This is a genomic window from Pseudomonas putida (assembly GCF_004357765.1).
In the GTDB taxonomy this organism is placed as follows: domain Bacteria; phylum Pseudomonadota; class Gammaproteobacteria; order Pseudomonadales; family Pseudomonadaceae; genus Aquipseudomonas; species Aquipseudomonas putida_U.
This window is the reverse complement of the sequence record NZ_SMTE01000011.1, coordinates 204,363-225,781: the sequence shown is the minus strand read 5'-3', so window position 1 is coordinate 225,781 and position 21,419 is coordinate 204,363. Positions and strand designations below refer to the sequence as shown.

Sequence of the window (21,419 nt, the reverse complement as noted above, 5' to 3'; positions counted from 1 at the left end):
TGTCCTTGACCGGTTCAAAAAGGAGGAAGAAGACGATCCGACTGCAACATTCGGGCGCCGCGACAATGCCGGGCACCCGAGCAAGCCTCTACAGGAATGCTTTGACCAATACGGCTACGAGAACACCAAGATTCAAGCCAAGCGCCGCACAGATCCAGATAAAGCGCCGCTTGGACAACTGTTGCACCGTCTGCGACTGAGCCTGCTGCGCTGCAATCGTGGACGCGATTTCATCCAGTCTGGCCAACGACTGTTGCTGGTCATCGCGGCGTTCAGCACGCTGGCTGTGAATATCTGCAGCCAGCGCTTTCAACGCGGCGTTCAGGTGATGCAGTTGGGCGGCGCCAAGTTTGCTCAAGCGCTCCTCGACACCGGCGATCCCTTCGGTAACCAGGCGAGCGCTTTCGACAACCTGCAAGCCAGCATTCTCGAACCGGCCATCCTGCGCAGACTCAACCTTCTGAACCAGTGTCTCGATGCGCTTGGACACCTGGCGGACGCTGCCAAGGTCGTCGCCCAAGTCCTCGAACGCGCTGTGCAGCTTTTTCAGCTCCGACCGTAGGCTGAGCACGGTGGACTCGAAGTCGCCCTTGAGTGTGAGCGACAGCCCCCCGCTCACTTCCTCGATGCTTCGCTTCACCGGCGCATTGATGTGCTTTTCCAACAGCGCTGACAGCTCTTGATCAGCGGCTAAGATTTCGGCATCCAAATCGGATCGTTCCATCAGAACTTCTTCCCTTCCAGCATTTTGTCGAGTTCGCCCAGCAGCACATGGAGGTAGAACATGTCGTAGAGCTGTTCTATCGCATTGAGCGGACGGCGGATGGCTTCCCGGACGCGATCGAGCTCGGCCTTGAACGCTTCGAGGATGTATTGTTCAAACTTGTGCGAGTGTTCCATGCTGAACTGCATGCGCGCTTTGAATTCCGCGTGGGCCTGTTCAAGATGGTGGCGCTTGCCTTGTATGCCCTTCACCGCCTGCTGGCGCTCTGCTACGGCTGTTTTCATCACGGCAAGCCGCCGCTCGTAATCCGAGTATTTTCGCTTCAGGCCATTCGCCTGATGCTCCATATACTTGCGAATTTCCTCGGTGGCGGCTTCGGTGTAGGCGTCCACGACCTTCTCGGCCGCCCCCAGCAGCATGCTGTGATCGGTACGGAAGTTCTCGCTTGACCACCAGTAGCCGTCGGTAAGGTACCCGTTCATTTTCTGATAGAAGCTGTTCAGCGCGCTGGTCGTGGGAGGCGAAAGCTCGGCCAGTCGGGAATTGGCCTGACGATGGGCGTGGCGCTCACACATCGCTTTCCATTTGGCCTGGATACCGTTCTCGAACTGCATGGCAAGCGACTTCAGGGCACTGACTGATTCCGTAGTACTCGGCAAAGGCTGAGTGAAGTAGCGGCGAAGATCATTGCCCCGGTAAACCTTCAGGTACCGGTGCAGGCAACGTCTGTGATGATGTAGCGCGCCGCTTTCTTTCTGGCAGTCATTCAACAAGCCCTCGCTCTGCATCAGCGCATCCAGTGCCTGCTGAAGGGCGACCTCCAACTCCTTCCTGTGCTTTTCGTATTGAACCTGCTCTCGCTCAAGCCTTACATCGATCAAGGTTTTCATCTTGAATGCGGAGGCCAGACGCCCGTACGGGCTTGCAGATTTTGTGATGCCGGCCAGTAATTCACTTCGCAACCGCAGGATCAGTTTCACGGCTCTCTGGTGATATACCGGGTCGGCACTGAGGCTTCCCAGCGAGTCGCCAAACTCCAGTGGAAACAACATCTTTTCCACTTCCGGCGGCGGCATGTAGTCGTGGGTACCCAGCTCTTGGTAAATATAGGCTCTCACCTGATCCACCGTGCGCTCGTCCTGCCCGAACCAAGTCTTGAAACTGGCAGGCGAGAACGTATAGGAGAGCACCACACGATAGCGGTTGGGTTGCAGCATCCAGTCACCCAACGCCGCCAGCTTGAGCTTGTTGGGATGAAGGAAGCCCAGGTCATCTGCACGCCCGACCAGCAAGATCAGATCGGCCGTGGCCACATACTTCTCCGCCACTCGCGCGACCTGAGCCTGCTCAGCCTCGTTAACAGCATTGATGCCCGGGATATCGAGAATGCGCAGGTCCAGGCTCAGCGCATCCCCTCCCCCTTGCTCGAAGAACATCGATGGCAACCGCACAGACAACACCTCAACGGACTGTGCCCAGCCCTCCTCCATCTCAGTGCGTATCGCGGAAAACTGTACCCTTGCGGCTTCATCATCCAACGCCCCACCGTCATCGCCGATGTACCAGTGATCATCCTTCGAGCGGCCGTAACGAATCGCACAGGCCGTCGAAGACTTGCCCATGCGTTGATCGCCTCGCAATACACTGGAAGCGCGCTCCAGAGCCTCACCGGTCACGCCCAGCAAATCCAGAATCAGCGTGGTCTTGCCGACCTGAGTGGCGCCATAGACGGCGACCGTCACATGGCTGGAGCGGTTGAAGTCTCCAGCCAGGCTTGGGTCCATTTCGTCGATGAAGCGCTGATACGCGTTATAGGCCCAGCGATAGCGGTTGCTGTATTTCTCAAGCCACATGGCGGCTTTGCGCATCGTCGATGGCTTTGACCAGGTTCACCCGAGCGTGCTCCAGGCGCGTCAACCCACGTGCCAGTGCGTCTTTTACCGTGAGGTCGGCGCCCAGGCCATAGGCCACCCGCAGGTTGCGCACCAGGCGCTCTTCGAGGGTTTCCATCAGGTCGTCGTAGAGCTCCAGGCCCTTCTTGATATGGGCCTCGGCGAACTGGTTGAGGCTTTCGGCGATGAAGCCCTTGCGCGCCGCATCATAGCGCTGAATTTCGGAAGCACCGCGATAGGCGATGAAACCAAGGGTGATCGCCCCGGCAGCGGCCATGGACAACGAAGCGCCCAGCGAAGCAGCAGCGGTCTGGCCGCCCGTCAGCGTGCCCGCGATGGCCGGGATGGTGTCGATGGAGCCGTCGATGACCACGTCCACTGCGAGGATTGCCGCAAGGGTATTGAGCAGCGGCTTGGCCGAGGCGGCGACCTTGGGGAGGTCTTGCTGAATGGACGAAGCGAGCTTGCCGAAATCGAACGCTTCCAGTTCGGTGCGGGCCAGCTCAGGAGTACGGATGGCAACTGCCTGGTTGAGACGGAAGTACTCCATGGTCATCGCGGGCAGCGCCTTGAGCACCTCTTCGACATGCTCCGCTTTGAATCGCTCGACGTCATTGGTGGTAGTACTACCCTTGGAAAGCAGCAGACGCAGATCATGCTGCAGCTCCTGGGTACCCACCGCAGGCACTTCGAGAGAGGCACCCTCGTAACCCAGCAGTTTGTTCAGGCCCTCATGCTTGATCGCAGCGAGCTCCGTGGATTTGATTTCCTGAATGCCGAGTTCTTTCGCGGACATGTCCGAGATGGCCAGGTAATCGGACTCCAGCGGGGATTGCAGAATCTTGGTCCCGTTGCACCAGCAATCGATGATTCGCGACCTGAAACGGGTTTCGTTTTCACCGGATTGCAGCGTGAGGAAGTTCGCCGCATGCCTAAGCTTGTTGGTGAAGTTCTCTTCTTCCTTAATGTACCTATCCTCAGCAATTTTCTGGACCTGATTGAGATAGGACATGGTGTGCTCGCGCAGCCGTTTGGCATAACGGTTCCGGTAGCGCTCCGACGCCTTGGTGAAAACCTCTCGCATCCGCTCGGCCTGGCGCTCGGTCAGGTGTTCGCTAATGCTCTGAGCGTCCAACTCACTTTCCAGCGCCGCCTTGACTGTTGCCAGTTCCGTGTCCAGCAGCTTCTCCAGCTCCCGCAGACGACCTGCGTCCGAGCCGCCTGCAGACAGCGCATATTTGTTGATGACTTGGATGAGTTGGCTGCTCCAGGCAGAGCGGTAGGAGTCGTCGCCAACGCCGGTGAATATCACACGGTCTTGCTCGTCAGAGCGGATCTGGAACACTTCGGCCACAGTGCCTGCCAGTTCATCCATCTGCCCTGGGGTGAGCGTTTCAGTCTTGGTGACGGCGATGGCAGGTTTGCGATCGGGGAAGTAGCGGGCAACCAGATCGTTGAGGATCTGCTTCTGGCTGTTGTCGGCGACGCGGGTGCGGTCGGTGACCAGAATGCTGCCCAGGGAGTGCACCAGGGTGTGGCGCATGAGGCCCTGCCACTCGACGTTGTCCGGGTTCAGCATTTCGTAGCCTGGGAGCAGTACGAAGCCGCAGCGCTGGCCGTCGAAGTAGCGACGTGGGACGTAGAGCTTGGGGAACAGGCAGTCGAGGTCGCCAGAATTGTCGTAGCCGCTGATCAGCGCCCGGAAGACACTCTGGGAGACCTCTTCTTCTTGCTCGTTGCCTTGGGCGTCGTACTTGACGACTACAGCGTAGGGCGCGTCGCAGTCCTTTTCGAGGATGAACACCGGGATACGCTCGCCACGGCCTTGGTTGTCTGCCAGCCAGCTATCGCCCAGCTCGTAGAGTTCGCGGACGAGGCGGGTCTTGCCGGCGCTTTGGCTGCCGGCTACGCAGATGTAGTAGACCGAGGAAAGCTCGCGGGCGATGCGCAGTTTACGCAGGATCGAGACCAAGGCTGGGCGGGGGTTGCTACGAGTCTTCAGCTCGGCTGAGATCTTGAGCACAACGGCTACAGCGGTTTCCATGTCTTTGATCAGGGGGGCTTTCATCAACTACTCCTGTTGAAACACGCGCAATGTTGGTGAGGTCATCGGCTTGTAAAGGGATTTCTTGATTATCTAACCGACGCAATGATGGCCATTAGCCCGCCATCAACTCAAGTCTGTATTTATCCTCGGACGCTCTTCTCTTTGGCACGTTTACTCTTTCAGCAAAAGTGGCGAATTGGCCCTTTAAATGCTGATGAATTGCTATAGATATCAACAGTGAGGTCACCGATCAGACAGACGTGAGAAAGATATTCAGCAAAAAATCGACTCAAAAAAATTTCAATCACACATAACCCCAACGACATCATCACCATTGAGGTTCCCCCCATGTCGTTGCAATGCCCTCTCTGCCACTCCCCTAGAATCGCCTCCTTCCATCACGCCATGAAGGTCGGTGCGACCATCGGCACCGTGGGCGGTGTTGCGCGTGGCGTCAGCGCGGCCCTATCTGGCGGTCAAACTGGCGCAACCATCGGCGCTATCGCCGGACCGGTCGGTATCACCCTCGGCTCCGTATCGGGTGCCATATTCGGCGGCCTGGCCGGCGGTGTCGGTGGCTGCGTGCTCGGCGCCCAGCTCGGTGAATCACTCGACCGCCACATCTTGGCCCATAACCTCTGCCTGCTATGCGGTCATCGGTTCAACCTGCCGACCTGATTGGCCCTCTCTCTTTTCATTTATCTGTCCGGTGCTGCGCCTCGCGCAGCGCTTTATGCCTGCCTGTATTAAAAGGAATCACTCACATGGCACATCTCATCGAAACCATGGCCTACGCTGGCGCTACCCCATGGCATGGCCTGGGCAATCAGCTCAGTCAGAAGCAACCTATCGAAATCTGGCAACGCGAAGCTGGAATGGACTGGCAGATTCTGGAAAGCCCCGTGCATTTCAAATCGGATGCTATCGGCCACCTGGGCGCGATCCACTCCTTCCCCGAGCAAAAGGTGCTCTATCGATCCGACAGCAAGGCGCCGCTGTCGGTGGTCTCTCAGCGCTACCACACGGTGCAGCCCCGAGAGGTACTCGAATTTTATCGTGACCTCACCGAAGTTTCCGGCTACGAGCTGGAAACCGCCGGCGTGCTTAAAGGTGGTCGTAAGTTCTGGGCTCTGGCCCGTACTGGGCAAGATACGGCGTTGAAGGGCAACGACCAGGTCAATGGCTACCTGCTACTGGCAACTTCCTGCGACGGCACCCTAGCCACCACTGCCACACCGACCACCGTGCGCGTGGTGTGCAACAACACCCTGACCATTTCCCTGAACGGCTCTATCAGCGCAATCAAGGTGCCGCACAGCACACGCTTCGATCCACAGGCAGTGAAGAAACAACTGTGCATCGCTGTCTCGCAATGGGACGAGTTCATGTATCGCATGCGCGCCCTGGCTGAACGCAAGGTGCAGTGGCATGAGGCAATGGGCTTCTTCATGAATGTGCTGTGTGACGTAGCCCCCAATAGCAAACTGCCAGAAGTGCTGCAGAATGAGCGGGCACTGCGCAAAGTCCAAGGGTTGTATGAAGGCAAAGGCCGAGGAGCGACGCTTGAATCAGCCCAAGGAACTGCGTGGGGCTTGCTCAACGCCGTGACGGAGTATGTCGATCACGAGCGACGCGCTCGGAGTACTGAATACCGCATGGACTCCGCCTGGTTCGGCCAAGGTGCTGTGATCAAACAACGCGCACTGGACGCCGCCCTGCAACTCGCTGCTTAGTCTCTTCTTTATTCCCCGCTCATTTTTCTCACGGCTAAACGCCTGGTCAGCTTCTGCTGGCCGGGCGTTTTTTATGCCCACAGGAAATCATCATGGCAACGCAAACACTGCAAAACCCCAGCGGCAAATCCCTTCCTGCCTTGCGCCTGGTCAGCACCAAACAGCTGCCCCGCGAGGACTGGCTGGCCGTGCGTAAACGAGGCATCGGCAGCTCGGATGCCGCTGCCGCAGTAGGCCTTAACCCTTACAAATCTCAGCTGGAGCTGTGGCTGGAGAAAACTGGCCGTGACGCCTCACTGCCCAAGCTCGACCCTCAGGATGAAGAGAGCCCGGCCTATTGGGGCAACGTCCTCGAACCTATTGTGGCGACCCACTACACCAAGCGCAATGGTTACCGGGTGCGGCGTGTCAATGCCGTGTTGCAGCATCCTGATCCTCAACTGCCGTGGATGCTGGCGAACATCGACCGAGAGGTCATCGGCGCCGACGATGTACAGATCCTTGAATGCAAAACTGCCGGCATAAACGGCGCACGCCTCTGGAAAGAGGGCGTACCAGAATTTGTGCAGTTACAAGTGATGCACCAGTTGGCTGTTACTGGCAAGCAAGCGGCCGATGTCGCTGTTCTACTCGGAGGCCAGAACCTGCAGATCCATCGCATTCAACGCGACGAGTCGATGATTGCCCGGTTAATCGATCTGGAGCGGCTGTTCTGGGATTACGTGGTCAGTGACACCCCACCACCGGCCGATGGCACGGACTCCGCAGAGGCAGCATTGCGTTGCCTCTACCCAGAGGACAACGGTCAGACGCTAGACTTCACTCAAAACATGGAACTAGCCGCCACCTACCGGGAGCTCAAGGCTGTTCGCCAAAGCATTGCTCAGCAAGAGACTCGCGAGGCGCAGCTCAAGCAAGTCCTGCAACAGGCCATGGGTCCAGCCACCCGTGCTCAGTTTGCCGAGGGCTACATCAGCTGGAAGAAGTCCAAGGACAGCATCGGGTTGGATGTCGAACGGATGCTCAAGGACAAACCCTACCTTCAAATCCGCTACAGCAAGTTGCGAGAAGGCAGCCGCCGATTTTTGATTGACTGAAGCACACCCTCACTCAAGCCCACCCGGACCATACGTCCCAGTGGGCTTTTTATTTTCAGATGCTGGAGAACCATCATGCTCAAAGGCTTAGTTATCACCCCACCGGTACTCGGGCGCATTTCCATCGGCAAGGTAGTCGAGAAAAACGGCAAGCGCCTGCCGGAGAAAGACGATCAGTTCACCATCACGTCCCAGGTACAGAGCCGCGACGGCTGGTTACCGCACCCATTGAATGAAGAGCTGCGTAATGGGCAGGACGGCAAGCTGCGCAGTATTCCAATCCGTTTGCTGTTCAATGAGCCCGATCTGAATTTTCGTGCCGACTACAGCCTGTTCGACCGCACCACCGGTAGGCCGATGTGCGTCGGCAATGGCGACACCTGCAAACGACAGTGTGAGGATGGGATCAAGACTTTGCCCTGCCTTTCGCCGGATGGCTGTTCATTGGCCCAAGGCAACGCCTGCAAACCCTATGGTCGGCTGAATGTGGTGATTGGCGACGACGATCCGCTGGGCAGCTTTGTGTTTCGAACTACCGGTTTCAACAGCATTCGCACCCTGGCGGCACGGTTGCAGTACTTCCAGGCCATCTCAGGCAACCGTCTGGCCTGTCTGCCGCTGGAGTTGCGCCTGCGCGGCAAATCCACCCGGCAGAGCCATGGCACACCAATTTTCTACGTGGACATCACGATACGCAGTGGCCTGAGCATGGAAGACGCCTTACAGGAAGCCAAGCGCCTGGATGAAACTCGGCAGGTCTCGGGCTTTGACCAAACCGCCTTGGATCACGCGGCACGTCAGGGCTTTAACAATGGCGCGTTTGAAGATAGTGAAGAAGACACCGGCGTCATCGTAGAGGAGTTCTTTCCCACCAGTGAGACCGTGCACAGCCACGCAGAACACCAACCGGCAACGCCTGAAAAAACATCACTGGCCCAAAAGCTGGAATCTCAAGCCAGCCGGCACTCTAGACCCAACGTCCAGTAACCGCGCGCCTCAATCCCCTCGTATTCGCACAGGAAGACCATCATGAAATATTACAAGCTCATAGCCGGTGAAACGACCGGTACCTATGTCATGGAATCCCTTGTCACCGAAGCTGACATCCTGCAGATGGCGCAACAACTGGCGATGAGTCGTTTGTCGAATGGCCGGGCATTGACTGAGTCAAAGCAGGTTTTCAGCCTGCTGCAAACACTGCTGCAGTACCACGAGCATGAAGTCTTTGCATTGCTGCTGCTCGATACCCAGCACCGGGTCATTGGTTTCCGAGAGTTATTCAGAGACACCCTAAACGGAGCCAGCGTGTACCCTAGGGAAGTGGTAAAGATCGCCCTGGAACACAACGCTGCGGCCGTAATTCTCGTACATAACCATCCCTCCGGTGACCCGGAGCCCAGTCAAGCCGATCGCGCACTGACCACAACCCTCAAAAATGCTGTCAACATGATTGGCACCCAAATATTGGATCATGTCGTCGTGGGTAATGACGGCTGCGTATCGCTGGCAGAGCGGGGATATCTGTAGGGGCGCTGTGCCCTTGGAGACATGCGCCAGCCAAGCCGCACCAGCAGGTCGCAACCGATACATCCGGGGCCAGAACCTACATCACCACGACGCCAGGAGATTTCCATGGCATTGATACGCTTCCTAATCGCACTTCTCACCTTCATCGGTGCACTGGCAAGCGCTTTTGCACTAGTGCTGGCGGTGATCCTGATTCTGCGATTTCCGCCGATATTGATCGCAGTTGGCATTGCCTGCCTGCTCTTCAGCTGGGTGCTCAAGCGCTTCCCCAAAATCGGATAAACGACATAAGGCAGACAGGAGGCTGAAGTGCCTCCTGTCTGTCTAAATGCTGTTTTCTTTTTTTGTCTGAACTGCGAAAAGCTTAGACCCTAGCCGAACTCAGCGGGTCTGCCCCGGCATCCTTTTTCAGCGACATATACACCACTGTCAGGTAGATTCGATGATCGGCTGAGTCATGCCCCCCGCCCGCTCCCGTGACGCGATGCGGTGCAGATCAATCTGGTCAAGTGCTTTCTGGAAATGGACGCTGCTCAGCGCGAGCGTTTAGTGGGACGGAGCCTGAATGACAGGCAAGTCCGTGACCGAAAATGCCTGCGCCTCGTTCTGCCCGGCCTAGCGCTGCATAAGTCTGAAACGTGAAGACAACGATCTCGAGGTGCTCAGGGCGCGCCGGCCTGTGGTAAGGGCGTGGCCCGCATTACTAGTACCTCATCACCGAGGATTTGACTGTTTAATCTTCAACTAGCTAAAGCCAGGCAGCAAGTCGTACTCGACCAGAACCGATAGGCTGCGAGCGCGCCCAGACTGGCGTAAAACCAGCCCAGTCTTTTTGAGGGTCAGAAGCCTCTGGTGAACCGACAGTGGAGTGACTTTAAACAAGCGTTATATGTTGGCCTGAGCAGGTGCGTGAACGTTAACCAGGGTATAGCCTGAATGAACTCCAAATACTGCCCCTGCTTTTGGGTGAATGTTTGTGCCGATTGATGGTGAGATCCGTCGTTGCGCGCCACAACGAAAGCCCCGCTTTGCGGGGCTTTTTTAATGTTAGCCAACTGAGAGAGGGTCCACCTGGTGGGCTCAAGAAGTTGAGACACCAGCTCCGCTTACGATGCAACTCCCCGTATTAGAGCAACACTCGGAAATTTCTCTTGTCGGCGTCCGACGATTTGAGGATTCGGTACTCCATCCCACTGGCCACGGCGATCTGCTGGGCGAAGTCCTTTTTGGCCTGCACCACGGCATCTTCGATCTGGTTGTCGGCTTTCACCTCGACGATGACGTACTTCAGGCTGCCATCCGGCTCTTCACGCTGGAAGATGAAGTCGGGATAGTAGCTGCGCACAGTCCGTGAATTAGGGTCGATGTACTGAATAAAGAAGTCGGACTGACCGTGCGTCAGCATTCCGGTGAAGTAGATCTTCCTTACCCGCTGCTCGCGCATCAGGTCCCAAAACAGCCAGTTCTCCGAGCCCGAATCGAAACAGTAGGTGTCGAGGTGGAAGCTCTTGGCGCGCTCCTCGTCCTTGATCTGCGCGTCGTTCATCCGGACGATCTTGTCCTTCGCCGCCGACACCTCGTAGTAGCCGTTAGCAGGCGCTTTAATCAGGTCGACCTCGTACTCGTCCTTCTTCTCATACTCGTCAAGATCAAACAGCTTACGGAAGAGGCGTGGGACGATCTCGTCATAGAGCAGTTCATTGAACTCGTTGGTGATGGCCACCAGTTCGTCGATGCCTTCGCTGGTCGCGCTGAGTAGCTCCTCAATCTCTAAGGGGCTTCGATTCAAATAGCGAGATACCTCGGCCACCAGCGATAACTGTGAGAAGGTACGCTTTTCCCGACGCGAGGTCAGGTCGAAAGTTCGACTACTGGAGACACGCGCCGCGTCGGCGGCAGTCAAGCCGTCTTGCTGCGTTTCGATCAGGCGGTACTTCTCGACCAGCGCATTCCAGCTTTCCTTGTCGGCGCGCTCGATGCCCAGCGTCTGGCCGGGCACCATCACCTTCTCGCGCATCTGATAAAGCTTGCGCACGCGCACCAGCTTGATCTTTACCGGGGGCGCGACCACCCGTACTTCAACGCGCTCCTTGTCCTTACCGGTTTTCTGCAGCTCGTCGGCGCTTATGTGGAAGTTCTGTTGGAGCTCATCGTTTAGGGTGTTGAGGTTGTCGACCGAAAGGAAGATGTGACCTGTGTGTTGTGCCCCGCCGATGGCGCGCAAGCAGCGCATGGTGGCTTGGAGGACGAACACCTTGGACTTTGGCTCCCGGAACAGACCAACACCGAACAGCGATCGGCAGTTCCAGCCCTCACGCCCCTTGTTGACCAGCAGGATGAACTGCTTTTCCGAGCCTTCAGTATCGAGCCGGTTGAACTCACGGATGTCGTCGTTGTTAGTGATTTTACTGTCGCCCACGTTGACGAGGATGCGTGAGGTCGGGATGCCGTGCTTGAGCAGTGCGCGCTCGACGGCGGGTTTCAACTCTTCGGTCAGCTCCTCTACGGTGGCGGCAAAAAAGGCCAGTTTGGGCAGCAAACCTTCCGGTCGCAACTCACCTGATTCCTTCAGGAAGTTTTCGATGGCAATGTCGACAAACTCGTCGGTTCGAGTGTTGGCATAGCCGTGCAGTGTCACCTTTTTGAGGAAGCCCTTGTCGATGGCCTCCTTCAGGCCGTAGGCGTAGACCACCTCAGGCAAAACCTCGCGGCCGACGTAGGGCGTGCCGGTGTAGTTGTAGCAGGCCACCACCCGCGTCCCCGCCGCATTCAGACTGGCCGCGAGGATATCGATGGTTGTACGTAGGCTGGTGTCGGTTTCCTTGGCCCCGACCCCCATGTCCTTGGCCAATGTCTTGCCGAAGGCATGGTGGGCCTCATCAACGTAGATACCAAGTTGCTCCAGGCGGCGCAGCTTCTCAAAGCGCTGGTTGGTGGTCAGCTCACCTTCTTCTTCCGGCTGATCGAAGTTGTAGAGGTCGGCAGCATCGGCATAAACGCCGGTGGCAGAGAGCGTTTCGCCGGTGGCGCCGAACAGCTTGTCGACAGAGTTTTTTTCCTTGTGCTTACGCTTGAGGATGATCTTCTGCGTATTGGAGACGATGATGTTGAAGCGCGAACGATCCAGAGTGTCCAGCGAGGTACCGGCCTCTTCGAGGAAGTGAAAGCGCAGGTGTGTGGTCAGGAAATTGACGTACTCCGGCGGCACCACACGGGTTAGATCAAAAGACTCAATTTCCTTCAGCGACTGCAGCACCGTCTTATCCGGCGCGAACACCAACGCGTTATGGCAGTAACGCGCGTCCTTCTCGAATTTGTTACCCAGCAGGAACTCGTAGAAGATGCAGGTCGCCATCAGAATAGTTTTGCCGGTGCCCATTGTTAGAGCGAATATGTAGTTCGGATAGGCGCGCGAGTTCTTGCGCATCGCCGCGAACACTGCCTTGTACTGATCCTGCGTAATCTTGTCGAAAAGGCCCACCTGACCCGCATTACCGGATACCACACCACCTTCGGCTCTGTCGGCAAAACGTCCTTGCTTCTCGAACCACTGTTTAAAGATTTCCTCGACCTTAACGTTACCGAGGAACTCTTTGAGGAAGACGTAAGTTTCCAGTGCCTCAAACTGGGGCTGGCGCAGGAAGGCCTTGGGATTCTTCTCCGGATTGTTGAAGTCAAGGAATTTTCGGGTGAGCTCCTTATAGTTCTGGCGAATAGCACCTCGATTGGCTTGATAGAACTGCCAGAGGAACTGGAAGAAGGCGAAGTCGAGCGATGCGCTCACTGTTTTGGTTACGCGTTTAGTCGCCATGGCTTACGCTCCCTTCCCAGGACTCCGACAGCAGATCGGTGATCTTCACGCGGATCGTGCCCGCATCGTCTGGAACCTTATATGCTCCTTTGACCATCTCGCTCTTACCGGGAATATCCACCGCTGTCGGTTGCAATACTGCGCCATCATAGTTCCAGTCGATCAACACTGATTCGACCAACTCCTTCCAATCGTCGACAGACGACTTCTGCAGCGAGAGCTTCTGCAACAGATTCATTGGGTAGAATTTCTCGATGACCAGCTCGCCGTTTTTAATGACGACCTGGGCCTGCGAGTCGCGCTTGAACTCTAGATCGGCCTTGTCGCGCAGGATGTCTACCACCTCGACGTCGATTTTGAAGGGTTTGGCCGCGTATTCCAGTTCCGCCCGTAGGGTAGGCTCGTGGCCCATGCAGACGAGAGTGATCTTCTCGACCGGACGGTTCGGGCTTTCGTTCTGCTTGCGCTCCCATGCCTTATAGTCGAAGCCTGCAATAAGCTCGTTCAGGTCGGCGCGCGTAGCGATACGATTGACCGGCATGATCTTGACCATGCGCCCGTCCTTCTCACCGTCGAACACGGTGCTGAACTCCAACTTCTGTACTTCAAGCGCCTCGATCAGCAGCTCCTTGGCCTGCACAGGGTTGCGGAAGATGTCGTAGTGGTTGACTGTGTGTAAATCGAAACCTGTATAGATATTTGGCTGAGCATCAATCGACTGTTGTCGAAGCTCTTCAGCTGCCTTGATTAGCCTTTTACTTGTAGTTTGAATTGCCCCAAGATTAATATCCGCACCGATAAAGCGACGACCGAGCCTCATCGCAACAGATTGCGTTGTCCCAGATCCCATAAAGCAGTCGAAAACCAAGTCACCAGCCTGCGTTGTTGTCTTAATTATGCGCTCCAGCAGTTGCTCGGGTTTTTGTGTGGGGTAATTTGTTCGAGCATTTGACATCGGATTGTCGAGGTTTATGTCGCCCCACATTGAACCAACCTCTTCCTCGTCCTGGGCTAGATCATCCCAGAAGTCGTCGGCCTGAACCCCTTTTGAATCAGACAGATATTGCTTATAAGACCAACCCGCTCCGACTGTTTTTGGTGGAATAAGTCGCCCCTCTTTCTGCCACTGCTCAAAGCGCTCCTTAGAGTAAGATTTCAGTGAGGTAATCCTATATGGGCCTCGAGGATCATTGTCTAGATTCTTGAACCGTTTGAGATATTCTTCAGAGTAATCTGAGTAGTCATGCTCAAACTGGAACTCCCCCGCCTTTGAGTAAAAGAGAATTACATCGTGATTTGCAGGAAATTTATGCGCACGCGCCTTACTGCTTCCCGCGAATGGCGATCTTTTCCAGCAAATTGCATTTTGGAAATTCTGCCTTCCAAAAAGTTCATCCATGATCGACTGAAGGTGATGCGCTCTTCGTGTATCAAGGTGCACAAATATTGAGCCATTTGGCGAGAGCAGCTCTCTTAAGAGTGCCAGTCGCTCATACATAAATTGCAAGTACTCGTCATTTGTCCAAATATCGGCATACTGTTTTTCTTCAAACGAATTAAGGTCGTTATCAACCGCCTTCCCTTTGAGCTCAATCTTCTTCTTGTAGTCCGCCTTTGAGTCAAACGGCGGGTCAATGTAGATTAGATCCACCTTGCCTCGGAACTCCTTCAGCAGGTGACTCATCACCTGAAGGTTGTCGCCCCAGAAAATCTTGTTGCGCCAGCCGTCCACCTCTTCTCCGTGGACCTCTTTTAACTGCGCGGGAAAATACTGTGTCGAAGTAAAGGGGCGTTTGCCGCGCCAGTTGAGCATCGGGTAGCCCTTGATCGGCTCGAACTGGTACTTTTCGACGTCTGTGACGCTGCTATCAGGCGTAGCCAGTTGCAGGCTTTCCTGTGCGGATGTGTTCTTGCTCATTGATCGTTGTTCCTGAATTTCCAAATTTTGTTGTCGCAATAGGCACGCATATCGCAGCTCTGGCACAGTTTGGCCGGGCGGGCTGCGATCTGGTAATCGTGCCGTTCGATGCGCGCCACGATGTCATCGAAGCGCGCAATGGTCTTGCCGATGGCTCGGTCGTCTTTTGTGAAGGATACGTATGGATTGCCGCCGTCTTCGCCGGTGTAGTAGAGGTGCATCCGGCTGACCTTCTGGCCGGTGCGCTCTTCCACCAGGTGGGCGTACACCTCCAACTGGTGCTGGTACTGGCGCAGGCGATCCCGATCCTTCTCCATGTTGGGCTTCTTCTCCGACTTGAAGTCAATGATCTCGACTGTGTCGTGCTCGCCCCGGATCAGGTCGACGCTGCCCTTCAAGATGTACTGATCCTTAATAAGCGATATCTCGACCTCAGCCTCCTTGATGCGATCCCAGTGGCCGTTCTCACGCTCGTAGTAACGCTGCACGTGCTGTAGCGCCGCCTGTTGCGAGGAGGGCGCGAGGTAGACGCGCTCCTTTTTTGAGAGCATGACGTAGTTGATCGAAAACCAGCCCTTGATGGCATCGAAGGAAAGGCTGCCTTCCTCACCGCGCAACACGACTTTATGGATGTCCTCGATGGTCTGGTGCACTAGCGTACCGAACAGCATCGGACTTTCGCGGATGGGCGTGAACTGTAGCTCTTTGAAGAAGCGGTACTGCTCGGCGCAGTTCTCGAACACCGTTATGTGCGAGGTGAAGGAGTATTCGCGCTTGAGGTTGATCTGCTTGACGGCCTCGAAGGTCAGCGCCGACAGATCAACATCACGCCAATTGGGCAGCTCGTAAAACAGCCGCTCGAAGTATTTGGACGGCGACTTGCCGCGCCCCTGCTTTTCTTGCGCGGCCAGCACCAACAGGTTCTGGGCACGCGAGAAGGCGGTGTAGAACAGCCGCCAGAAGTCAAAGTTCTTGATGTGGTCGAGCGGCTCGAAGCGTTCCTTGGAAAGGTAGCCGCCATCTTCCAGCAGCACATCGAGCGCGCTGTATTGCTTGCGCGGCACCGCCTCCAGCGAGCCGCACACCACCACCGGAAATTCCAGGCCCTTGGACTGGTGGATCGTCAGGAACGAGACACAGCCCTTGGGTGCGTACTCGGCCTCGTCCTCGTACTCGCCGATGCCGCCATCCTGCAGGAAGCGCAGGAACTGGTTGAACAGGTCGCGCAGGTTTTTTTCCAGCCACTCGGGGTTGAGCACGCTGACAAAGTGCAGGTACTCGAACTTGGTGAGCAGTTTGGAAAAGGTGCCGAGGTTGCGGGCGGCACGCCCTTTGTCCACGCCTTGGACGGCCTCCTCAGTGAGGAAGCGCGAGAACAGCGGGAATTGCAGCAACTGGTAGAACAGGCCAGAGAAGGCATAGTCGGTGTTCTGCGTGAGCACGGCGTGGCGTTTGGCCATCGGGCGTGCCCAGTCCAGCAACGCCTTGTTCTCCGGCTTGCGCAGCTCGTCGATGAAGGGCTTGAAGCACTGGTGGTCGTAGTAGTCCCAGATGGGCAGCGTGACGCCTTCGGCCCACGCCCGTACTTTGGGGAACTGCGGGAACAGGAAGATCAGCGCCCCGATCATCAGGCGGATTTCCTCGCGCTCGAAGAACATATTTGAGCGGGGCGAGAACACGGGTATACCCTGGGCTTCGAGGAAGTGCGCCAGTGCTACCACCTTGTCGCTCTTGACCGAACGAAACAGGAAGGCGACCTGATTCCAGTCCGAGAGTTGGCCGGAGTTCTTCAACCCGTTGAGGAGGGCCAGTACCTCGGTGTGCCAGTTGGTGATGTCGCCATTGTCGTCACTAGCGGTCAGTCGCACCGCCGCAGGCAGATCGGGGAAGTCATCCTCGCGCGGGACGATCTGCTTGGCGAAGCGAAACACCCGAGTGCCGTCGTCCCAAACCTGCTCCTTCATCCACTCGTTGTAAAAACGGATGATATCCGGGTGGGAGCGGTAGTTGACGGTGAGCTTGACCTGCTTGCACTGGCCGTCGTTGAACAGCGCAGGGAACTCCAGAATGTTGCGGATTGTGGCCCCGCGAAAGCGGTACAAGCCCTGGTCGTCGTCGCCCACCACGCACAGATTGCGACGCTCGCCCGTGAGCAGCAGAAGGATGCGTTCCTGAATGGTGTTGGTGTCCTGGTACTCGTCCACCATCAGGTGGGTGAGCTTGTCGCGCAATTGCGCCAGCACCCCGGGGCGCTTTTCCAGCAGTTGCAGGGCCTCGTACTGGATGCCGGAAAAGTCCAGCGAGTTGTGCTCGTTGAGCAGCTCCTGGTACTTGGCAAAACAGGTGGCCAGGGCGCGGACTTCCACTTCCGGCGCCACCGCCAGCGTAGCTGCGTCGAGCGCCTCCTCGCTGACCTTGTTGAGCCACTTGAGCAGGTTCTCCGACTGCGCCCAGCGGCCCGTCTGGTCATGGCCCATGACAAGCTGGGCGTCTGGCAGCTCGCGGAAGTCTTTGATGTGCTGGTAGAGGAAGTACTGCTGATCGAACTGGTCGAACAGCGTGAAGCTGCGCTTGAGCCGGGTGAACTCGCGGTAGTCTTCCAAGAGCCGTAGGCAAATGGAGTGGAATGTGCCGAGATACATCTCGTTCAGGTTGAATTGGATGTTCAGCTCGGCCAGCCGATTGGAGATGCGAGTAGTGAGCTCGCGCGCGGCCTTGTCGGTGAAGGTGACAACCAACAGCGACTCGGGGGCAACTCCCTTGTGGGTGATGAGATAGACGATGCGCTCTACCAGCGTGAAAGTCTTGCCAGACCCAGGCCCGGCAATGATGAGCACCGGGCCATCGGTGGCCAGAATGGCTTCAAGCTGCTGGGGATTGGCCTTGGACTGGAGGGTGGTGGCGTTGGAGGTCATTCAGCCCCCTCGTCATAACCCACTGTCATTTTGCCGATGCGGTTGGCAATCCACTTGTCCAGGTCACTGCGCCGAAAGCGCCACGTTCCACCGAGTTTAAAGGCCGGGAGCTTACCGCTCGCGGCCAGGCGATAGACCGTGCGCTTACCTGCCTTCAAAAAGGCAGCAACCTCGTCAATCGTGAGGATCTCGTCTGGCTGGTCGCTCATCGGCTTTCCCATTTCATCTGCAGAGTGCTTGGTTTACTACCACATCTTGTCATTTTATTCCCAGATTGTGCAGACTTGTGCAAGCTTGGCATCGGAAAGATGCCTGACCGAGAGGGAACAGCGGTGGCATCGAACTACGAGTCAATTTGCGAGGAAAACCGGGAGAGCTACGGCACCAAAGGCGCTCAAAAATCCGGGAAGCTAGCCGCTGGGCTTTACGACGACCGCACGCACTTCATCTTCGAATTGCTGCAAAACGCCGAAGATGCCCTCGGCAGGCGCAGAGACTGGCACGGGTCGCGCAAGGTTGCCTTCACTCTAGATTCGACCCGCCTGTCGCTCTCCCACTTCGGCAAGCCGTTCGACGAGGCTGACGTCCGAAGCGTCTGCGACATAGCTGAGAGCACCAAGAACGAGTCCTCGATTGGCCGCTTCGGCCTTGGTTTCAAGTCCGTCTATACCGTTACCGATCTTCCGGAGATTCACTCTGGCGATGAGGATTTCGCTATTGAGAACTACGTCTTTCCCAAGCGAATCGCACGGTTGGCGCGCGCGGCGGATGAAACTCAGATCGTCCTGCCCCTGAAACCCGAGGACACGAGCGCAGCCCAGGACATCACAGCAGGGTTTCGCCACTTGGGCCCAGGCGCGCTGCTGTTCCTGCGTCACATCGACGAAATCAACTGGAGCGTCGAAGGCGGCGCCTCCGGGTTCTACCTGCGCAACAGCCCAGAAACGCTTGGGCCCAATGTTCAGCGCATCACGGTAATCGGCAACGAGGATGATCGCTCCGAAGTCGATCAGAACTGGCTGGTGTTCCACCGCGACGTGTTTTCTGCCGAACAGCAAAAGGTCGGACGGGTAGAAATCGCCTTCTCGCTAATCGCAGTGAAGGACGCTCCCGGCCGCTGGGCAGTGCAGCCACTGGCCAAGTCACCATTGGTGGTGTTCTTCCCGACAGTGGTTGAAAGCCACCTTGGCTTTCTCGTGCAGGGCCCGTACCGCACCACGCCCAGCCGCGACAACATCCCGCCCGGCGAGCCGTGGAACCAACATCTGGTCAAGGAAACATCCAGCTTGCTGGTGGAAGCAATGCGCTGGATGCGGGACAAGGCCATGCTGGATGTCTCGGCGCTTCGGTGTCTTCCACTTGACCGCGAGAAGTTCCCACAAGATTCGCGGTTCGCGCCGATGTTCGATGCCGTCCAGCAGGCATTTCAGAAGGAGGCGCTACTTCCGACATTCGACGGCGGGCACGTTAGCGCCAATCAGGCCAAGCTGGCGCGCACGCAAGATCTGCGCGAGCTGTTCAGCCCGGAGCAGGTTGCAGCACTGTTCGACTCGGAGGTCGCCGCTTGGTTGTCTGGCGACATTACTCAGGACAAGGCACCCGAGATTCGCCATTACCTGATGCGCGAACTCGACATCGACGAAATCACGCCAACAAAGCTGGTGCCAAGCCTAAGCAAATCATTCCTTGAGGCTCAACCTGATGAGTGGGTATTGCGGCTGTACGAATTCCTGAGCGGCCAGGAGAAGGCTCTGCGTCGCCATCTCGACACTGTACCACTCATCCGCCTTGATGATGGCAGCCACGTTGTCGCCCGCGAGAACGGGAAAACCAAGGCATTCTTGCCAAGCGCTATTGCCACCAGCTTCCCGACGATGCGCCGTGCTGTGTGCGCGACACCCGAGGTGCGCCTGTTCCTAATTTCCCTGGGCATCACCGAACCCGATCCAGTGGATGACGTGATCTGGAACCTCCTGCCGAAGTACCAGCAAGAAGAAGTGGATGTAGGCGACGATGCCTACGCTGCAGACATCGAGCGCATCCGTACTGCCTTCAGCACTGACTCGGCCAGCCAGAAGGAAAAACTCCGTTCAGCCTTGCGCGATACCAACTTTGTAATGGCGGTCGACACCGGCGATGGTAAAGCCTACGTTGCCAAGCCCGGAGACATCTACATCGCCACCGACCGCCTGCAGCAGTTATTCGCCGGCGTGCTGGATATCCTGATCGTCGACAACGAATACGACTGCTTGCGCGGTGAAGACATCCGCGACCTGCTGGTGTCGTGTGGCGCAAGCCGCTACCTCATTTCGCAAGCAATACCATCGGGTCTGGGGCATGCCGAGAAAGTTCAGATTCGCCGTGAAGCAGGCCTTGAGCGCGCGAGCTGGGAGGATAAACCAGAAGACTTCACTCTTCGCGGGCTGACGCAGCTGCTGGAGTTCTTGCCCTCTCTGAGGCCAGAGGAGGCAGCAGCCAAAGTGAAGGTGCTGTGGGAGGCGTTAGCTGACCTTGAGGCGCGCGGCACTGCCGCCTTCTACGGTTCCTACAAATGGGGCTATTTCCACGAGACAAAGACCGTCCGATTCGACGCCACCTTCATCCGGACGCTCAATCAGGTCGCCTGGGTGCCAGACGCCGACGGGAAGCTCGTACCTCCGGGGCTCGTAGTGTTCGACACCCTTGGCTGGAAGCCCAATCCCTTCCTACTGACTAAGATCGCCTTCAAGCCGCCGATCATCGATCAGTTGGCCAAAGAGGTGGGCATCGACCCGGCGATTCTCGATCTACTAAGAAGAGATCCCGCTATCGTTGCTGAGCTGGCAAATCGATTGAGCACCACTCCAATATCAGAGCCCGAAACATCAACAGTCCCCGAGCTGGAGGTCCACGAACCATCCGACGGCGACGTGTACGACGATGCGAAAGACCTGTACGGCGACGATATGCCAGATATCCCACCCGGCACACCTGATCCCGAGGGTGGCGACGGCATGGGCAATGGTGCGGGACGCGGCGGCCAAGGCCGTACTGGTACCGGCACACCGCGCGGCAACGGCCAAGGCAATGGAGGCGCAAACGGTGGCTCAGGTGACCACGGCGCGTCTGCCGGTAAAGGAAGTGGAAATGACGGTGGCTATGGTAAGAGGACGCCCGGCCAGATCGGGGCACGCCCCTTCATTTCCTACGTCGGCGCACATCCGGATGATGATGGCCCAGATCCCGATGACCTCGATCAGGTGGCGCGAATGCAGATCGAAGGGCACGCCATCGACCTAATCATTCGCCTTGAGCCGAAACTGTGCCGCACACAGGACGGTAACCCCGGTTTTGACCTTTTTGAGGCCGACAGCAGTGGCAGGCAGATTCGATGGGTAGAAGTGAAGTCGATGACCGGCAGCCTACGAGATCGGCCCGTGGGGTTGTCACACACGCAATTCGACTGTGCCCGTGAAAAAGGCGATGCGTATTGGTTGTACGTGGTCGAACACGCGACCGATTCAGCAAAAGCGCGCGTGCTCCGAATTCAGAACCCCGTCGCTCACGCCAAGACGTTCACGTTCGATCGGGGGTGGAGCGAAATCGCTCAAACGGGACTTCCAACTTAAACGATTCGAGATGGGGTTTGCGGGGCAGCGACTGAGCTCAAGTGCACTTTTGTTCAGTTGCCCCTCAAATCCCATTTTAAAGCGACGGCGTCCCCCTCTAAGACCTCAACCTGACAGACAGAGCGCTTAGCGTACGAAAATTTCCGT

14 protein-coding genes and 1 pseudogene are annotated in these 21,419 nt (G+C 56.9%); 8 read left to right on the top strand and 7 right to left on the bottom strand.

From position 1 onward, the window contains the following. Positions 1-88 precede the first annotated feature (88 nt). From E2H86_RS18440 to E2H86_RS18430, 3 genes are read right to left on the bottom strand one after another with little or no spacing between them, the layout of a single operon-like run. A complete protein-coding gene (locus E2H86_RS18440) occupies positions 89-724 on the bottom strand; it encodes a hypothetical protein (protein WP_133330374.1) in 636 nt (211 codons plus the stop codon). After that, positions 724-2,592, bottom strand: coding sequence for a dynamin family protein (locus E2H86_RS18435; RefSeq protein ID WP_133330372.1), 1,869 nt, complete (start codon positions 2,590-2,592; stop codon positions 724-726). Before E2H86_RS18435 ends, E2H86_RS18440 begins: the two co-directional genes overlap by 1 nt. Then, a complete protein-coding gene (locus E2H86_RS18430) occupies positions 2,567-4,684 on the bottom strand; it encodes a hypothetical protein (protein WP_133330370.1) in 2,118 nt (705 codons plus the stop codon). The genes E2H86_RS18435 and E2H86_RS18430 overlap by 26 nt, the downstream gene beginning before the upstream one ends. Before the next feature lie 327 nt (positions 4,685-5,011). On the opposite strand from E2H86_RS18430, the gene E2H86_RS18425 reads away from it, so the two are divergent. From E2H86_RS18425 to E2H86_RS26300, 7 genes and pseudogenes are all read left to right on the top strand, one after another. Further along, a complete protein-coding gene (locus tag E2H86_RS18425; RefSeq protein ID WP_133330368.1) occupies positions 5,012-5,341 on the top strand; it encodes a hypothetical protein in 330 nt (109 codons plus the stop codon). A gap of 86 nt (positions 5,342-5,427) precedes the next feature. Beyond that, positions 5,428-6,396, top strand: a complete 969-nt coding sequence (locus E2H86_RS18420; protein WP_133330366.1) for a DUF932 domain-containing protein — start codon at positions 5,428-5,430, stop codon at positions 6,394-6,396. 92 nt (positions 6,397-6,488) lie between these two features. After that, the gene (locus tag E2H86_RS18415) at positions 6,489-7,493 is read left to right on the top strand and encodes a YqaJ viral recombinase family nuclease (RefSeq protein ID WP_133330364.1); all 1,005 of its coding nucleotides are present in this window, start codon (positions 6,489-6,491) and stop codon (positions 7,491-7,493) included. Positions 7,494-7,568: 75 nt separating this feature from the next. After that, the gene (locus E2H86_RS18410) at positions 7,569-8,480 is read left to right on the top strand and encodes a recombination directionality factor (protein WP_133330362.1); all 912 of its coding nucleotides are present in this window, start codon (positions 7,569-7,571) and stop codon (positions 8,478-8,480) included. 42 nt (positions 8,481-8,522) lie between these two features. Continuing rightward, positions 8,523-9,020: a RadC family protein gene (radC, locus tag E2H86_RS18405; RefSeq protein WP_133330360.1), complete on the top strand. Its 498-nt coding sequence runs from the start codon at positions 8,523-8,525 to the stop codon at positions 9,018-9,020. Positions 9,021-9,125: 105 nt separating this feature from the next. Next, positions 9,126-9,302 (top strand): hypothetical protein, encoded by a 177-nt coding sequence (locus E2H86_RS26000; protein ID WP_165976089.1) that lies wholly within the window; start codon positions 9,126-9,128, stop codon positions 9,300-9,302. A 198-nt stretch (positions 9,303-9,500) separates the two neighbouring features. Continuing rightward, positions 9,501-9,728, top strand: a pseudogene (locus tag E2H86_RS26300) (lysophospholipid acyltransferase); the annotation flags it as partial. A 418-nt stretch (positions 9,729-10,146) separates the two neighbouring features. Here E2H86_RS26300 and E2H86_RS18400 read toward each other — a convergent pair. The 4 genes from E2H86_RS18400 to mads1 are packed head-to-tail and all read right to left on the bottom strand — an operon-like array spanning position 10,147 to position 17,873. Then, positions 10,147-12,831, bottom strand: coding sequence for a TnsA endonuclease N-terminal domain-containing protein (locus E2H86_RS18400; RefSeq protein WP_133330358.1), 2,685 nt, complete (start codon positions 12,829-12,831; stop codon positions 10,147-10,149). Then, positions 12,821-14,749: a site-specific DNA-methyltransferase gene (locus tag E2H86_RS18395; protein ID WP_133330356.1), complete on the bottom strand. Its 1,929-nt coding sequence runs from the start codon at positions 14,747-14,749 to the stop codon at positions 12,821-12,823. Before E2H86_RS18395 ends, E2H86_RS18400 begins: the two co-directional genes overlap by 11 nt. After that, positions 14,746-17,664 carry an ATP-dependent helicase gene (locus tag E2H86_RS18390; protein ID WP_133330354.1) on the bottom strand — a complete coding sequence of 973 codons (2,919 nt, stop codon included), beginning with the start codon at positions 17,662-17,664 and terminating at the stop codon, positions 14,746-14,748. Before E2H86_RS18390 ends, E2H86_RS18395 begins: the two co-directional genes overlap by 4 nt. Beyond that, positions 17,661-17,873 (bottom strand): methylation-associated defense system helix-turn-helix domain-containing protein MAD1, encoded by a 213-nt coding sequence (mads1, locus tag E2H86_RS18385; RefSeq protein WP_133330352.1) that lies wholly within the window; start codon positions 17,871-17,873, stop codon positions 17,661-17,663. Before mads1 ends, E2H86_RS18390 begins: the two co-directional genes overlap by 4 nt. A gap of 123 nt (positions 17,874-17,996) precedes the next feature. Here mads1 and E2H86_RS18380 point away from each other — a divergent pair, with 123 nt between their 5' ends. Beyond that, positions 17,997-21,272, top strand: coding sequence for a sacsin N-terminal ATP-binding-like domain-containing protein (locus E2H86_RS18380; RefSeq protein WP_243744075.1), 3,276 nt, complete (start codon positions 17,997-17,999; stop codon positions 21,270-21,272). Positions 21,273-21,419 lie beyond the last annotated feature (147 nt).

Coding starts and splice junctions, on each gene's coding strand:
- E2H86_RS18415 (WP_133330364.1), top strand. CDS start 6,489: ATGGCAACGCAAACACTGCAAAACCCCAGCGGCAAATCCCTTCCTGCC.
- E2H86_RS18425 (WP_133330368.1), top strand. CDS start 5,012: ATGTCGTTGCAATGCCCTCTCTGCCACTCCCCTAGAATCGCCTCCTTC.
- mads1 (WP_133330352.1), bottom strand. CDS start 17,873: ATGAGCGACCAGCCAGACGAGATCCTCACGATTGACGAGGTTGCTGCC.
- E2H86_RS18440 (WP_133330374.1), bottom strand. CDS start 724: ATGGAACGATCCGATTTGGATGCCGAAATCTTAGCCGCTGATCAAGAG.
- E2H86_RS18420 (WP_133330366.1), top strand. CDS start 5,428: ATGGCACATCTCATCGAAACCATGGCCTACGCTGGCGCTACCCCATGG.
- E2H86_RS18410 (WP_133330362.1), top strand. CDS start 7,569: ATGCTCAAAGGCTTAGTTATCACCCCACCGGTACTCGGGCGCATTTCC.
- E2H86_RS18400 (WP_133330358.1), bottom strand. CDS start 12,831: ATGGCGACTAAACGCGTAACCAAAACAGTGAGCGCATCGCTCGACTTC.
- E2H86_RS18430 (WP_133330370.1), bottom strand. CDS start 4,684: ATGAAAGCCCCCCTGATCAAAGACATGGAAACCGCTGTAGCCGTTGTG.
- radC (WP_133330360.1), top strand. CDS start 8,523: ATGAAATATTACAAGCTCATAGCCGGTGAAACGACCGGTACCTATGTC.
- E2H86_RS18395 (WP_133330356.1), bottom strand. CDS start 14,749: ATGAGCAAGAACACATCCGCACAGGAAAGCCTGCAACTGGCTACGCCT.
- E2H86_RS18435 (WP_133330372.1), bottom strand. CDS start 2,592: ATGCGCAAAGCCGCCATGTGGCTTGAGAAATACAGCAACCGCTATCGC.
- E2H86_RS26000 (WP_165976089.1), top strand. CDS start 9,126: ATGGCATTGATACGCTTCCTAATCGCACTTCTCACCTTCATCGGTGCA.
- E2H86_RS18390 (WP_133330354.1), bottom strand. CDS start 17,664: ATGACCTCCAACGCCACCACCCTCCAGTCCAAGGCCAATCCCCAGCAG.